This window comes from Acinetobacter sp. CIP 64.7 (genome assembly GCF_000369745.1).
GTDB classification, from domain to species: domain Bacteria; phylum Pseudomonadota; class Gammaproteobacteria; order Pseudomonadales; family Moraxellaceae; genus Acinetobacter; species Acinetobacter fasciculus.
In genome coordinates this window covers 234,202-249,710 of record NZ_KB850178.1, presented here as the reverse complement: position 1 = coordinate 249,710, position 15,509 = coordinate 234,202, and the positions used below count along the sequence as shown (strand labels likewise).

The following is a 15,509-nucleotide window of genomic DNA, read 5'->3' as shown; positions in this document are numbered from 1 at the left end:
ATTTGATGTGAATGTGGTTGGTTTCTTCGTGTTTTGTATTATCTCTGTGGTAGTTTAAATATGGCCCAAGGTATTGATGATGCTTTAGTAGAAATTTTAGGTGCTAAACAAATTAATGCCTTACGTAAGGCCGGTCACTACCGACGAGATGTGTATTAATGCTTAGCTAGATTGGCATAAATTCTATTTCTACAATCCTCCATCGATGGGGGGATTTTTTTATGGCCATCTGAATAATTATCGGCAATCACATATTTTTTAATAATTAAGATGTCTTGCACGAAGCAAATTTCAAAATAATTAGATAGACACGGCAAAAATAAAACGCTTGGCAAAATAAGATTGGCATGAATAGTGCATTATTTTAATGCAAATCATTCATTTAATGCTGAATTTAGCATCAATTTAGTTCACGAATCACGATAAAAGAAATTGAGATTGGGTATTTATGAAAATCTATACGGAAAGACTTGAGGGTAATGTCGTACAAGAAAATGTTGAGATAGTTGAACTGACATTTGATACACGACAAAAGAGCCGTTTTCGTGCAACTTTAGCTAACGGGCACGATATTGGTGCAGATTTACCCCGTACCGGCATTTTAAGGCACGGTTCATATATCGCAACTCAAGAGGGTGATGTACTGCGTGTCGATGCCAAAGCAGAAAAACTCATGAAAGTAGAAGCACCAAGCAGCTTTGATTTATTAAAAGCAGCGTATCACTTAGGTAATCGTCACGTCCCTTTAATGCTCACACCAACGGCGCTGTATTTTGAGCCAGATCATGTATTGGCTGAAATGATAATTGGACTTGGTTTAACGGTATATGAAACCATGCATCCATTTGAGCCTGAAAGCGGTGCTTATGCACAGCATCAGCATGATCACAGATTAAGCCCAATTAAGGCTTTGCATCATGTTCACACCTAATGCTTCACAGCTTTTAAGTCTGTTGACTTTGTCCTCAACGGCACTACCAATTGGGGCGTACTGTTATTCTCAAGGGGTAGAAAGTGCGATTGATCAGAGCTTAATTTTTGATGAAACCTCGAGCATTACTTATTTTGAAGAAGTGCTTGAAATGCTTTTGGTACGGTTTGAGCTGCCCGTTTTGAAACGCCTAATAATATCTTTTGATCAGCCTGAGCAGTTTGAATACTGGGCGCAGTTATATAGAGCAAGTCGAGAAAGCAAAGAGTTATTGGCTGAATCACAGCAATTGGCATTTTCATTAAATGCGTGGATTCGTGATGTGCTGAAAAAGCCTGTGAAATTAAAAAAGCAGATCGGTTTCGTACCCATCTATGCGCATCTTTGTGGGCAACTCGAACTTGATGTTGCAGAGGTTTTGACTGCTTATACCTTTACCGTACTTGAAAATCAGGTGTTGGCTGCCGTGAAAACTGTACCACTTGGACAGATGAGTGGACAACGGATTTTATGGCATGTGCATGGGCTGATTCCAGAGGCAATTGAACGTGCTTTAGCACTGCAAGATGCTGAACTCAGTAGCGCCTTACCTAATTACGCCATGCTCAGTATGGCACACGAAACACAATATTCACGATTATTTAGATCTTAAAAATAAAGGACATTTCACATGACAGAACGTAGCCCATTACGCGTAGGTATTGGCGGTCCAGTTGGTTCAGGTAAAACAGCGCTTACTTTAAATTTATGTCAGGCACTGCGTGAAAAATACAATATGGCGGTGGTGACCAATGATATTTATACCAAAGAAGATTCCAACTTTTTAACACGCCATGAAGCTATGTCACCTGAGCGTATTGTTGGTGTAGAAACAGGTGGTTGCCCGCATACCGCAATTCGTGAGGACGCCTCCATTAACCTAGCGGCTATTGATGACCTGTGCGAAAAATTTGATGGCCTTGAACTGATCATTATTGAAAGTGGCGGTGATAATTTGGCAGCAACATTTAGCCCGGAACTTTCAGATTTAACCCTGTATGTAATTGATGTGGCGGGTGGGGAGAAAATTCCGCGTAAAGGTGGCCCCGGTATTACCAAATCTGATTTGTTAATCATAAACAAAACCGACCTTGCACCAATGGTTGGAGCAAATTTAGATGTGATGGATCAAGACGCGAAACGTATGCGCGGTGAAAAACCTTTTCTATTTTCCAATATGAAAACTAAAGATGGCTTAAATGACATCATCAGCTTTATTGAGAAACAAGGTTTGTTTAAAGCATAAGGGGCATCCACTATGAAGTTATTATTGCAAAGAATTACCTTCACATCGTTGGCATTCTTTCCCTTGGTAGCAATGGCGCATCCAGGCCATGAGCATAGCCATAATAGTTTTATCAGCGGTTTTGTGCATCCATTTACAGGGCTTGATCATCTAATGATGGCGTTAGCATTTGGCGTATTGATTTGGACTGCACACCAGCGCTGGAAATGGGCCGGATTATTCGGTTTATCTGCCGCAATGATTGTCGGTTTTATGATCGGTGCACAATTCAACTTAGCAACAGCAATTGCTGAAAACGGCATTATTGCGTCGTTAATTGTATTGGCTGTTGCTCTTTGGACCAAAACCAATAAAGCCGTTCCTTTTATTGCTGCACTTTTGGCCGGTTTTCATGGCATCGCACATGGTACGGAACTTGGCCAAAGCGGTCAGGCAGTTTTACTGGTCGTTGGTATGGTTACAGCGATGGCATCTATATACGTATTCGGTTTGCTCGTCGGCGCATTTATTCAAAAATATGTGCCTTATGGTAAGCAAATGATTGGTGCTTTGACAGCTATTGTTGCTGTAATTGGTTTAGCTTGATGCCTCATTCATCTCAAATAATAGGGAGATGCAAATGAATGATCTGGTATTAAGCGAAACAAAATTTATATCGACACAACAGCAGCATAACAGCCAACTGTGGTATGCCTGTTTGGAACTTGGTTTTGCCTATCAAGTACAGTCAAATCGAACCGTATTACAGCATCGCAAGCATCATGGGCCTGTACGCGTTCAGAAGATGTTGTGGCCTGAAAAAACTGGTATTTGCCATGCAATTATTGTGCATCCACCAGCAGGAATTGCTGGCGGAGACCATCTGACTTTTGATATGAAAGTTGAGGCGAATGCGCATGCGTTAGTTACCACGCCCGGTGCAGGAAAATGGTACAAAACCAATGGCAAGCAAGCCTATCAGCATATTCATATACATGTCGCAGCACAGGCGACATTTGAATGGTTACCGCAAGAAACCATGCTTTTTGATGGTGCCAATGCAGACTCTGAAACACATATTCATCTAGATGAAATGGCCAGTTTTATTGGGTGGGATATGTTGGTCATCGGTCGACAAGCACGTGGTGAAATTTTTCAGCAAGGGCAATACCAAAGCAAATTTAGGCTGTATCGTGCAGACAAATTATTGGTTGCAGATAGTTTAAATTTTAAGGGGCAGGATCGGTGGCTTACATCCTGTTTAGGTATGAATGGACATGCTGTGATGGGAAGTTTCTGGGCAGTAGCACCATCGCGTTTAAGGCAAACAACATTACTGGCTGAACATATGGAATTAATCCGTGAATTGATTATGCGGATGAATCTAGCGGTGACTTTAACCCTGTTAGATGATGTGATTTGTGCACGTTATTTAGGCGATGATGTACGTGAATGCCATGATGCTTTTGCAGCAGTCCGTGCCCGTTTAAGACGCTATTGGTATGACCTAGCAGAAGAATTCCCACGGATTTGGCGCACTTAAGTTTTGCCATCATTGGAAAGTAGATAGGTCTAGCAAGATTAATAGATTAAGTGTTCATTTTACCTTTGGGTTAGGACACTAAAAATCAAAACGTGCGAGAGCGAAAGAAGAATTTGCACGCATTTTGCATTCTACATTTTAGAAGATTAGGAAATTGTTATGGAACTTAATCCAACTGAAAAAGATAAATTATTAATTTTTACCGCAGGCCTTGTTGCTGAGCGTCGTAAAGCGCGTGGATTAAAATTGAATTATCCAGAATCAATTGCATTTATTTCAGCAGCACTGCTTGAGGGCGCACGCGATGGCATGTCCGTGAGCGAGTTAATGCATTACGGCACAACCTTGTTAAGTCGTGAAGATGTCATGGATGGTGTCGCGGAAATGATTGCAGAAGTGCAGGTCGAAGCTACTTTTCCAGATGGTTCAAAGTTAGTCACAGTTCATCAACCCATTGTCTAATAAAAATAAGGAGTAAGCCATGATTCCTGGTGAAATTATTACGCCTGATTCAGACATTGAAATGAATGTCGGACGAGAAACACTGAAAATGCGTGTTGCTAATGCAGGCGATCGACCAATTCAAGTCGGTTCTCATTTTCACTTTGCTGAAGCCAATGATGCTTTGCAATTTAATCGAGAGCAAGCTAGAGGCTATCGACTCAACATCGCTGCTGGAACAGCAGTTCGTTTTGAACCGGGCCAAAGTCGAGATATCGAATTGGTTGCACTTGCAGGTAAACGTGAGGTGTATGGGTTTGCAGGGCGTGTTATGGGTAAATTGGATTAACTATTTTTATGCTCAAGTGTCTTGTTGAACAATTAAATTATTGTTAGTAATAAGTTCAATAAGTACATGAAAAAGCATAAGAGAATTAAATGTTAATAATGAAAATACGCCCAGCAACTGTTGATGATGTTGAAGCCATCGCTGCTGTTATTGAACCTTTTGTCGATTATGTTGTCGTGACTGAAGAAGGACGTGAACGCTTTAAACCTGATATGTTGAAAAACATCTTCCAACAACCACTTATTCATTATTTTGTGGCAGAAATTAATGAAGAAATCGTTGGGAATTTGGCGTATATCGCTCCATCTCATGTCATGCATTATTTCTTAAAAGCTGAATATCACGGTCAAGGTTATGGTCGACAAATGTGGGACTTTTTAGAGCAAGAAATACTTAAAAATGATCCCGATATAATCACAATAAATTCAAGTCATTATGCACTCGATATTTATAAAAAATATGGATTTGAAGTGGTCGGTGCGCTAACGGAGAAATGGGGTATTCAATTTATTCCGATGCAAAAGCTGCTAAAGCCAAAAAATCTAGAATAGGAAATATATTAATGAAAATGTCTCGCCGTGCTTATGCGGAAATGTTTGGCCCTACAGTAGGTGATAGAGTTCGCTTAGCTGATACAGAATTGTTTATTCAAGTTGAACAAGACCTCACGACTTATGGTGAAGAAGTTAAATTTGGCGGTGGCAAGGTCATTCGCGATGGTATGGGACAGTCACAATTATTGTCTGATGAGGTCGCTGATACCGTCATTACCAATGCTTTAATTGTCGATTGGTGGGGTATTGTCAAAGCCGATGTTGGACTTAAAAATGGTCGTATCTGGAAAATAGGTAAAGCAGGTAACCCTGATATTCAACCTGACATTACAATCCCTTTAGGTGCAGCAACTGAAGTCATCGCAGGTGAAGGACAAATCTTAACGGCGGGAGGGATTGATACTCACATTCATTGGATTTGCCCACAACAAGTTGAAACAGCACTAATGTCAGGCACAACTACAATGATTGGTGGTGGTACAGGCCCCGCCGCAGGAACATCTGCAACCACAGTAACTCCAGGCCCATGGCATATTGCGACCATGCTACAAGCTATTGATGATTTACCTATGAATATTGGTCTGTTAGGTAAAGGCAACTTGAGTCAGCCAGAACCAATCGCTGAACAAATCAAAGCCGGTGTGGTGGGTTTAAAATTACATGAAGACTGGGGATCGACGCCAGCCGCGATTGATAACTGTCTAAGTGTGGCGGATCAATACGATGTACAAGTTGCCATTCACACAGACACACTAAATGAAAGTGGCTTTCTAGAAGAAACCTTAGCAGCATTTAATAACCGGACCATCCACACTTACCATACTGAGGGTGCGGGCGGTGGTCACGCACCAGATATTTTAAAAGCAATTGGTCAACCCAATGTTTTACCATCTTCAACCAATCCCACACGTCCATATACCGTCAATACCATTGATGAACATTTAGATATGTTGATGGTTTGCCACCATTTAGACCCTGCAATTTCTGAAGATGTTGCTTTTGCTGAAAGTCGGATTCGCCGTGAAACTATTGCTGCAGAAGATATCTTGCAGGATATGGGCGCAATTGCCATGATGTCTTCCGACTCGCAAGCGATGGGGCGTGTGGGTGAAGTAATATTACGTACTTGGCAGACAGCACATAAAATGAAAGTGCAACGCGGCCCACTCGAAGGTGATAATCAAAATCACGATAACAATCGTGTGAAGCGCTATATTGCTAAATATACGATTAATCCTGCCATTACCCATGGATTAAGCCATGAAGTTGGTTCGATTGAAGTGGGTAAATTAGCCGATATTGTTTTATGGAAGCCTGCATTTTTTGGTGTTAAGCCCTCGATGATTATTAAAGGCGGAATGATTGCAGCTGCGCCGATGGGTGATATTAATGCTTCAATTCCAACGCCACAGCCTGTGCATTATCGTCCGATGTTTGGCGCTTACCCTCGTGGCGTACATAACACCTGCATTACCTTTTTATCGCAAGTGGCAATAGAGCAAGGCGTACATGAACAATTGGCTTTAAAGAAGTTGATTAGTCCTTGTAAAGCCACGCGTAATATCTCGAAAGCAGATATGAAGTTAAATACTTATTGTCCTGTAATGGAGGTTGACCCTGAGATTTATGAAGTACGTGCAGATGGTGTGCATTTGACTTGTGAGCCTGCGGAAGTGTTACCAATGGCGCAGCGTTACTTCTTATTTTAATCATTTCCAAAACACTATTTCACAAAGCCTTTCTGAATATGAAAGGCTTCTCTTTTTTAAATTTTAGTATTTTTGAAAAGTAAATAATCTTTAAAATATGAAAATACGACTACCTCTATAAGGGCTAACAATCCAAAAAATGTAAAATTTAATAATTTATGATTATACCCATCTACCAATAAGTGTAAAAAACAAATGAAATCATGATTCCACAGGCAAGTCTTAAAAGATTAATGCAGATAGGCTTTGTTGCACAAACCTATCTGTAAAGGCTTTTTCAGCGATATAATTTTCAAATGAAGAAGCCTGCACACAAAATCTACCGCACAACCAATTGGCCCGCATATAACCGAGCACTCATGAGTCGCGGAAATATTGCCATTTGGTTTGATCCTGCTACGCAATGGTATGCGCCATCAAAAGGCAAACAAGGGCGAAATCAAACCTACTCCGACGCAGCCATCCAATGCTGCTTAATGATTAAATCCTTATTCCGTCTGTCTTTACGTATGGTTACTGGCTTTGTGCAAAGTCTGATTAAACTTTGCGGATTAAATTGGATAGCTCCAGATTACACCACGCTTTGTAGAAGACAAAAGCATATTGATATTGTAATCAGCTACCAAAAAAGTAGCGATGGGCTGCATCTACTCATGGACTCTACAGGCATGAAGTTTCTAGGTGAGGGCGAATGGAAACGCAAGAAACATGGACCTGAATATCGTCGCCAATGGCGTAAACTTCATATTGGTATAGATGCTAAAACCCTACAAATACGAGCAGTTCAGCTTACAACCAATAATGTCAGTGATTCACAGGTGCTTGGTGATTTACTTAATCAGATTCCACAAGATGAGCGGATTGACTCTGTTTATACCGATGGAGCTTATGACACCAAGCAATGCCGTCAGGTCATTGCAGATCGGCAAGCGCATGCGGTGATTCCACCTAGAAAAAATGCGAAACCATGGAAAGATACAAAGAGTAGCTCGCTAGAGCGAAATGAATTACTTCGAGCAATTAAACGTTTAGGCAGGACACTATGGAAAAAATGGTCAGGCTATCATCGGCGAAGTTTGGTTGAAACTAAGATGCATTGCATCAAATTATTAGGAGATAAACTCAGTGCAAGGAGTTTTGATAGCCAAGTCAATGAGATCCATGCACGTGTGGCAGTCCTTAACAGATTTACGGAATTAGGTCGACCACTTACCCAAGTTACGCCTTAAATTTGGCTCAATTAGGGGCGCTTTGCATTTCAAATCTTTGTGCAACAAAGCCGAAAGGAAATAAAACTTGTATACTAAGTTTTGGCGCACTAATTGCTTAATTCATTCTATTTTTTGACTGTTTGATATAACAAATTAGGAAGTGGATGTGACAGCAACATATTTACGTGGGCAAGATCTGATAGACCAGATTCAACAACAAGACTATTCCAGAGATCTGATTGGCTATCATGGAGAACCACCCAAAGTGGAATGGCCAAATGGTGCTCGTGTCGCGGTTCAGTTTGTATTGAACTATGAAGAAGGCGGTGAAAACCATGTAGAACATGGTGATGCAGGTTCAGAACAGTTTTTGTCAGATATTATTGGCGCGGCCAGTTTTCCAGACAAACACATGTCGATGGATTCCATGTACGAATATGGCTCACGAGCGGGCTTTTGGCGCATTCACCAAGAGTTTAAAAAACGCCAACTCCCCATGACCATTTTCGGTGTGGGTATGGCTTTGGCACGCAATCCTTACATTGTGGAAGCGATTAAAGCAGCCAATTATGATGTCGTATCGCATGGTCAACGTTGGTTGCATTATCAAGATATGCCAATCGAACAAGAACGCCAACATATGGATCAAGCTATTAGCGTGCTTGAAACGCTATTTGGTAAAACACCAATCGGTTGGTATACCGGACGTGATAGCCCGAATACTCGAAAATTACTTGCTGAATTTCCTCAGATTCAATATGACTGTGACTATTATGGCGATGACTTACCATTTTGGAGCACAGTGACGAATGTAGATGGTGCAACACGTCCGCATTTAATCATTCCATATACACTTGAAAGTAATGATATGAAGTTTTGCTCGCCGGGTGGTTTTAATAGTGGTGAGCAATTTTATCAATACCTTAAAGATGCCTTTGATGTGTTATATGCCGAAGGTGAAACTGCGCCAAAAATGCTATCTATTGGTATGCACTGTCGTATTTTAGGGCGACCAGGACGCTTTAAAGCACTACAAAGATTCTTAGATTATGTGCAATCGCATGAAAAAGTATGGGTTTGTCGTCGTGCCGATATTGCAGAACATTGGATAAAACACCATGCACCGTAATAAAAAAAATAAAGAAGAAAGAGAGGCTTAGCGCCTCTTTTTTTGTGCCTATAAAAAGCAATTTGTCTAAGAAATAAGGGATTGGCATTGATATTGCAAAACATGTTTTGAACGAACATTAAATATTTTTAGGCGATTTAATAGTGCAACTTGTTGAATTTAATCAAGCATCCGAAGCCGATGTAAAAACATTTTTAAAGCACTGTGTGCAAATTGAAAGCTGGGCGAATGAGCTGCTCAGTCAGCGTCCGTATGCATCATTAGACAGTATTTTGGAATACGCGGCTCAAGCTGCTCGTACATGGTCGTGGGAAGAAATTAAATCTGCTTTAGATAATCACCCGCGTATTGGTGAAAAAAAAGCCCAAGCTGAACTTTCTGAATTAGAAAAGAATTTTTCCAACCGTGAACAATCCGCTATTTCAGCCGATGAAGAAACACAAATGGCATTGCTCAAAGGCAACATCGCTTATGAAAAAAAGTACGGCTATATCTTCTTAATTAAAGCTTCAGGCTTAAGCAGTGAAAATGTATTACAAGCATTGCAGTACCGTCTGCTGAATGATCCAGAAACTGAAAAGCGTATTGTCCATCATCAATTGGCTGAAATTGCCTTATTAAGATTAAAACAGGAGCTAAGTGCATGATCAGCTCACATATTTTAGATACAAATCTGGGGAAACCTGCTGCCAATGTCTTGATTAAATTATTCAATGCAGACGGTATGTTACTTGGTGAAGGGCAAACCAATGCAGATGGCCGTGTGACCGACTTTGGTTTAAGCGAATTTTCTACGGGTAGCTATAGCTTAGAGTTTGCCACAGCGGACTATTTTGAAAGTCTTAATACCGAAACTTTTTTCCCAAAAGCAGTGATTCATTTCTTAGTAAAAGATGCCTCACAGCATTTTCATATTCCTTTGTTGATTAGCCCTTTTGCCTATTCAACATATCGCGGTAGCTAAAAACAGCATCATAAAACGGATCGGGGGATATAAAAATGACAGAACAAAATCAAACAGTTTCACCAGAACATGAATATTTAGGTGCAGGGAAAACCCTAGCTTATGGCTTACAACATGTATTGACGATGTATGGCGGTATTATTGCGCCGCCACTGATTATTGGTACAGCCGCAGGACTTGAACCTGCACAAATTGGTTTATTAATTGCAGCAGCATTATTTGTCGGTGGTTTAGCCACGATTTTACAAACGGTCGGTGTGAAATACATCGGTGCAAAATTACCCCTAGTTCAAGGCGTATCCTTTGCTGGTGTGGCAACGATGATTGCCATAGTCACTGCAGGTGGTGGGCTTTCGGCAGTATATGGTGCGGTTATTGTTGCTTCATTAATCGGTTTCTTTTTAGCACCATATTTTTCAAAAATTATTCGTTTTTTCCCGCCAATCGTGACCGGCTGCGTGATTACCGTGATTGGTTTGTCATTGCTACCTGTCGCAGTACGTTGGATGATGGGTGGAAATAGCAAAGCGCCTGATTGGGGCAGTGCTGAAAATATTAGTTTGGCTTTTCTAACTTTAGCCATTGTCATTGTGCTGAATATTACTCGAAACGCTACAATTCGTCGTTTATCCATCTTATTAGCAATTGTGCTAGGTACAGTGCTGGCATATGCGATGGGCTTTGGCGATTTCTCAAAAGTCGCAAATGGCAATTGGATTCAATTCCCAAGTTTCTTTGCCTTTGGTATGCCAACATTTGAACTGAGTGCCATTATTGCCATGCTAATTGTGACATTGGTGATTATGACTGAAACTACAGCTGATATTATCGCTGTTGGTGAAATTGTCGGTACCAAAGTCGACGCTGAACGTATTACCAATGGGCTACGTGCCGATATGCTTTCAAGTGCAGCAGCACCAATATTTGGCTCATTCATGCAAAGTGCCTTTGCACAAAATGTAGGCTTGGTCGCGATTACTGGTGTAAAAAGCCGTTTTGTTGTTGCAGCGGGTGGCTTAATTTTAGTTGTATTGGGTATTTTACCAATTATGGGCCGTTTGATTGCTGCAATTCCTGTACCGGTATTGGGTGGCGCAGGTTTGGTATTGTTCGGTACAGTGGCTGCAAGTGGTATTCGTACTTTAGCTAAAATTGATTATAGTGAGCAAAAGAACCTAATCATTGTTGCTACAGCAATTGCCGCAGGTATGATTCCAATTATTGATCACTCATTCTATGCGAACTTCCCAAAATGGGTACAAACCCTGTTCCATTCAGGTATTAGTTCAACGTGCCTCATGGCCATCGTATTAAATATTGTGTTTAACCATCTAAACTTTTTTAAAAGTAAAGAAGTGAATAAAACCAGCAATATTGTTATAGATAGTCATCACTAAGCTATTCAAAATAAATAAAAAAAGCTCACATTAATGTGGGCTTTTTTTATTAAAAAATCTAATATTGGCTTTGTTTTTGCTAAATAAATTACTCAAAACGTATTTATCGCTAGGAAAAACAATTTAATGAAATTTATGCCTCTTTCAGCTGCAATTCTATGCACTATTTCAGCCAACTCTATCTTTGCAGCCCCAATCTGGCAAGACTTCAGTATTACCGGTCTATATGGCACCGACTATCAGCTCATTGCAAAAGAAGACAAACAAACCACTGTGACATTTGAATACGCGTCAAAGCTTAAATATGGTGATTTCTTCATTTTTGCCGACCGTACACATAATGACGTCGGCGATCAAACCTATTTTGAAGCATCACCACGATTGAGTTTAGGCGCTGTAACGGGTAAAGAACTTAAATTTGGCCCTGTAAAAGATGTATTGCTTGCAACCACTTGGGAAGCGGGTAGCAACATGGATAATTTTCTCTATGGTATTGGCTTAGACTTTGATGTGCCATATTTTCAATATGCAAAATTAAATTTATATAAAGTGAATAATGATACTAAAGCTGATGACTATCAAATGACGCTTACCTATGCCATACCTTTTAAAATTGGCTCAGAATCTTTCTTAGCAGATGCTTTTCTGGATTGGTCAACTGCGGAAAAAGGCTCAGCCAGTGAGATGAACTGGACCAGTCAATATAAATGGAATGTGGGGCAACATATTTCCCCAGATACACGCCTGTATGTAGGCGTTGAGCATTCAGTTTGGAATAATAAATATAATATTAAAGGTAAAGATGAAAATAACGTCAGTGCGCTAGTGAAATATCACTTCTAATTGATTCGTTAAAACCGTACATCGTTACACAACATACTGCACAAGACTTAAAAGCCCCACGGATGGGGCTTTTAATTTCTGAGACAATTTTAAATTGAGGTTTCAATTTCAATGATAGTTTAAATTTATGCCACGATATTGAGTACTTCATTAAACTGATAAACATCACAATTATGTCCAATACCAATACGATCAACCACGGCAAAGTTACTTGGCGCCTCTAAAGTTAATAGAGGGTGATGCCATGTACCTGCATGGTAGTTAACACCTTGTGTACCATCTGAAATAAAAGCACAGAGTTTTGAAATATCAGGCGTTTGATCATCCAATGCAGGTGCCACCACAATTAAAAAAGCCTGACCTTGCATCGGGATAAAAGCTTGTGAGCCATTCGGATGTCGCTCAAGCATCGAAACCGAAAAAGGAATTTCTGTCTGTTTAATATTACGAAAAATACTAATACCTGCATGTGCTTCACCGAAGATTTCAGTGGTTACAAGGGCATGATAACGCTCGGTATGTGCATCATTGATATGAAAAAAATCCTGTCCTCCGCAGCAAATCACCTCACCAAAAGGGGCAAAGTTTTCAATGCTCAGGGGCTGTAGCTGAATTGTTTGAACCATGTGTAATTCTTTTATTGTCTATATCAAGTGTAGGAGAAGAAGGATAAAACCACAGTACTTATCCTTCTCGATGTAGAAAGTATTCAAGCTTTCAATTTAGCTTTTGGTTTTACCCCACAAACGAATACGGCTGATACCACCATCTGGAATCATATTAATGCGAATATGCGAGATCTTTTCATGTTGCAAAATTTCGTTTACAAAGCTATGAATATGATCCATTTGCATGTCTTGTGCTTCAAGCAAAAATGGCCAGAACATACTTTGTGGAATTAATTGTGGATCAGTTGCATCTTTAACATATACGGCTTGAATAGAGACTTGGGCTGGAAAGTTGCCTTTAAAGTGTGCCGTATCGATATCAATTTTTTCAATTGCACCAGTTTGACCCAAAGCCAAAATACACCAATCAAAGCCCGGTGCACGACGACGTTTGGTTTCCCAACCATCACCCATATTAATTCCGCGACCTGGGTTAATCAGATTACGTGGATGACCAAAATGTGCATCGCTATAAGCAATTACACGTCCACCATTTTCTAAAGCAACTAAATCAATTGTTGCAGTGTGATCTTGTTGTTGAACGCTCACTTCACCATACACTTTAAAACGAGCAACACCACCATCAGGAAAAATATTTAAACGCACATGAGTAAAAACTTGGTCAGCTGTAATCGGCAAAACATGATGCTGACTTGGGCCAAGTACGTTGTTCTCTAATATGTTCAACCATTCAGCTTGAGCAAGATCGCCATCAGGGGCGTAGCAGGCTTCAACTGAAGCTGAAGCAGGGTAATTCCCAGTGAAGAAGGTAGTATCAATATCTAAAGCCTTAATATGCCCAGCTACGCCCAATTGAATAATTGCCCAGTCATAACCTGTGTGACGTTTACGGCGCGTTTCCCAACCATCCATCCATTTACCATGGTCATCGAATTTATCTTCAACAAAAATTGGCGCGTCAAATTGAAGCATACGTTTTGCTTCTGCGAAAAATTCATCTGAACATTCAATAATTTTTGCACCAATACGGTCATCTGCCAAATTGGTAAGTGTCTGTAATTGTGCAGGAATATCAAAATCGGGTGCTAATAAAGTCGCCATATATTAAATCCATTCGCTATTTTCTTTCAAAATTCATGCTTTGCGCTATCGTGCTACAAAAAATTTAACAAACGATAAAAACAAGCATTTACACGCGTTTAGATGCACAGCGTGTGCCAACTTTGGATTTTTTTCAGGGCGCTTTATAAAAAATGGCACGCTTTTAGCATTTTATGACTTAGAAACTTATAAAACACAGGGGAATTATAGATGGAAATTACAATTATTGGTGCAGGTATGGCGGGTCTAACTACAGGCATCGCACTAAAAAAATTCGGACACCAAGTAACCATCTATGAACAGGCAGAACAAATTTTACCGGTGGGTGCTGCTATTTCGTTATGGTCTAACGGTGTGAAATGTCTAAATTATTTGGGTTTGACAGAGCAAGTTGAAAAGCTTGGCGGCAAAATGGATAACCTTGCTTATATTGATGGTCTGACGGGCGATGTGATGACCCAGTTTAGCCTTTATCCATTGATTGAAGAAGTCGGGCAACGACCATATCCGGTATCACGTGCGGAACTTCAGAATATGTTAATGGATGAATTTGGTCGTGAAGATATTCATCTAGCTAAGAAAATGATTTCTTTTGTTGAAGAAGGAGAGCGTGTAAAAATTCAATTTGCAGATGGTAGCGAAATAGAATCTGATCTATTGGTGGGTGCAGACGGTACACACTCAATTACTCGTGCCTATGTTTTAGGTGAGCAAGTTGAGCGACGCTATGCAGGCTATGTCAATTGGAATGGTCTCGTTGATGTCTCAGACGATTATGCCGCAGCAGATCAATGGACAACGTTTGTAGGTGAAGGCAAACGTGTTTCACTGATGCCAGTGGCGAATAATCGTTTCTATTTCTTTTTTGATGTGCCGTTAGCTGTTGGTCTTGAAAATGATCGTAGCCAATACAAAGCTTTATTCAAACAATACTTTAAAGGATGGTGTGAGCCTGTCCAAAAGTTAATTGATGCAGTCGATGTGCAAAAGACCAATCGTGTAGAAATTCACGATATCGAACCATTTGCCAATTTTTACAAAGGTCGAGTGGTGATTGTAGGTGATGCAGCGCACAGTACAACACCTGATATTGGTCAAGGCGGCTGCCAAGCGATGGAAGATGCTATCTATTTGGCACGTTCATTGCAAATTAATACCTTAGGTTTACAAGATTCTTTACGTCGCTATCAGAACAAGCGTAATGAACGTGCCAATGAGTTGGTACTTCGTGCCCGTAAGCGCTGTGATGTGACACATATGAAAGATGAAGCGGTGACCCGAGAGTGGTATGAAGAGTTACGTAAAGAACAAGGCAATCATATTATGAAGGGAATTATTAGTAACATTGTCGGTAATCCACTCGACTAAGCTGTAAGACACAAAAAGAAATGTAAAACTAAAAGGTTAGCTTTCAGCAGCCAGTGTGAATATTCACACTGGCTTT

General features: G+C 40.4%; 18 protein-coding genes. 16 read left to right on the top strand and 2 right to left on the bottom strand.

The features are described 5' to 3' along the window. Positions 1 to 448: 448 nt before the first annotated feature. The 15 genes from ureE to F890_RS03310 all read left to right on the top strand — a co-directional run bounded on the left by ureE (position 449) and on the right by F890_RS03310 (position 12,335). On the top strand, positions 449 to 931 hold the full coding sequence (gene ureE / locus F890_RS03380; protein WP_005090807.1) for an urease accessory protein UreE: 483 nt from the start codon (positions 449 to 451) through the stop codon (positions 929 to 931). Next, positions 918 to 1,583, top strand: a complete 666-nt coding sequence (locus F890_RS03375; protein WP_004778087.1) for an urease accessory protein UreF — start codon at positions 918 to 920, stop codon at positions 1,581 to 1,583. The genes ureE and F890_RS03375 overlap by 14 nt, the downstream gene beginning before the upstream one ends. Before the next feature lie 18 nt (positions 1,584 to 1,601). Further along, positions 1,602 to 2,216 carry an urease accessory protein UreG gene (ureG, locus tag F890_RS03370; RefSeq protein WP_004778085.1) on the top strand — a complete coding sequence of 205 codons (615 nt, stop codon included), beginning with the start codon at positions 1,602 to 1,604 and terminating at the stop codon, positions 2,214 to 2,216. 12 nt (positions 2,217 to 2,228) lie between these two features. Beyond that, positions 2,229 to 2,801, top strand: a complete 573-nt coding sequence (locus F890_RS03365) for a HupE/UreJ family protein (RefSeq protein ID WP_004778083.1) — start codon at positions 2,229 to 2,231, stop codon at positions 2,799 to 2,801. Positions 2,802 to 2,835: 34 nt separating this feature from the next. Further along, positions 2,836 to 3,738 carry an urease accessory protein UreD gene (locus F890_RS03360; RefSeq protein WP_005265721.1) on the top strand — a complete coding sequence of 301 codons (903 nt, stop codon included), beginning with the start codon at positions 2,836 to 2,838 and terminating at the stop codon, positions 3,736 to 3,738. A gap of 159 nt (positions 3,739 to 3,897) precedes the next feature. Continuing rightward, positions 3,898 to 4,200, top strand: a complete 303-nt coding sequence (ureA, locus tag F890_RS03355; RefSeq protein WP_004778079.1) for an urease subunit gamma — start codon at positions 3,898 to 3,900, stop codon at positions 4,198 to 4,200. 19 nt (positions 4,201 to 4,219) lie between these two features. Then, positions 4,220 to 4,528, top strand: a complete 309-nt coding sequence (locus F890_RS03350; protein WP_004778077.1) for an urease subunit beta — start codon at positions 4,220 to 4,222, stop codon at positions 4,526 to 4,528. 89 nt (positions 4,529 to 4,617) lie between these two features. Further along, complete coding sequence (locus F890_RS03345) at positions 4,618 to 5,079, top strand: GNAT family N-acetyltransferase (RefSeq protein WP_004778076.1); 462 nt, start codon at positions 4,618 to 4,620, stop codon at positions 5,077 to 5,079. A gap of 11 nt (positions 5,080 to 5,090) precedes the next feature. Beyond that, entirely contained in the window at positions 5,091 to 6,791 is a 1,701-nt protein-coding gene (ureC, locus tag F890_RS03340; RefSeq protein WP_004778074.1) for an urease subunit alpha, read from the top strand. A 296-nt stretch (positions 6,792 to 7,087) separates the two neighbouring features. Then, complete coding sequence (locus F890_RS03335) at positions 7,088 to 8,020, top strand: IS5-like element ISAba12 family transposase (protein ID WP_034618813.1); 933 nt, start codon at positions 7,088 to 7,090, stop codon at positions 8,018 to 8,020. Positions 8,021 to 8,168: 148 nt separating this feature from the next. Continuing rightward, positions 8,169 to 9,131: an allantoinase PuuE gene (puuE, locus tag F890_RS03330; protein ID WP_000127611.1), complete on the top strand. Its 963-nt coding sequence runs from the start codon at positions 8,169 to 8,171 to the stop codon at positions 9,129 to 9,131. A 143-nt stretch (positions 9,132 to 9,274) separates the two neighbouring features. After that, complete coding sequence (gene uraD, locus F890_RS03325) at positions 9,275 to 9,778, top strand: 2-oxo-4-hydroxy-4-carboxy-5-ureidoimidazoline decarboxylase (protein WP_005265718.1); 504 nt, start codon at positions 9,275 to 9,277, stop codon at positions 9,776 to 9,778. Further along, positions 9,775 to 10,095, top strand: a complete 321-nt coding sequence (uraH, locus tag F890_RS03320; RefSeq protein WP_000625767.1) for a hydroxyisourate hydrolase — start codon at positions 9,775 to 9,777, stop codon at positions 10,093 to 10,095. The genes uraD and uraH overlap by 4 nt, the downstream gene beginning before the upstream one ends. Positions 10,096 to 10,130: 35 nt before the next feature. Continuing rightward, complete coding sequence (locus F890_RS03315; RefSeq protein ID WP_005265717.1) at positions 10,131 to 11,492, top strand: nucleobase:cation symporter-2 family protein; 1,362 nt, start codon at positions 10,131 to 10,133, stop codon at positions 11,490 to 11,492. Positions 11,493 to 11,618: 126 nt separating this feature from the next. Further along, positions 11,619 to 12,335, top strand: coding sequence for an outer membrane protein OmpK (locus F890_RS03310; protein WP_004778009.1), 717 nt, complete (start codon positions 11,619 to 11,621; stop codon positions 12,333 to 12,335). Between the two features lie 125 nt (positions 12,336 to 12,460). Here the strand turns inward: F890_RS03310 and F890_RS03305 are convergent, their stop codons facing one another. Together F890_RS03305 and alc are read right to left on the bottom strand one after the other, a co-directional pair. Next, positions 12,461 to 12,961 carry an ureidoglycolate lyase gene (locus F890_RS03305; RefSeq protein ID WP_000250866.1) on the bottom strand — a complete coding sequence of 167 codons (501 nt, stop codon included), beginning with the start codon at positions 12,959 to 12,961 and terminating at the stop codon, positions 12,461 to 12,463. Positions 12,962 to 13,057: 96 nt separating this feature from the next. Continuing rightward, entirely contained in the window at positions 13,058 to 14,065 is a 1,008-nt protein-coding gene (alc, locus tag F890_RS03300; RefSeq protein WP_000212598.1) for an allantoicase, read from the bottom strand. Between the two features lie 210 nt (positions 14,066 to 14,275). Here alc and hpxO point away from each other — a divergent pair, with 210 nt between their 5' ends. Then, positions 14,276 to 15,433, top strand: a complete 1,158-nt coding sequence (gene hpxO, locus F890_RS03295; RefSeq protein ID WP_000406591.1) for an FAD-dependent urate hydroxylase HpxO — start codon at positions 14,276 to 14,278, stop codon at positions 15,431 to 15,433. Positions 15,434 to 15,509: the final 76 nt, after the last annotated feature.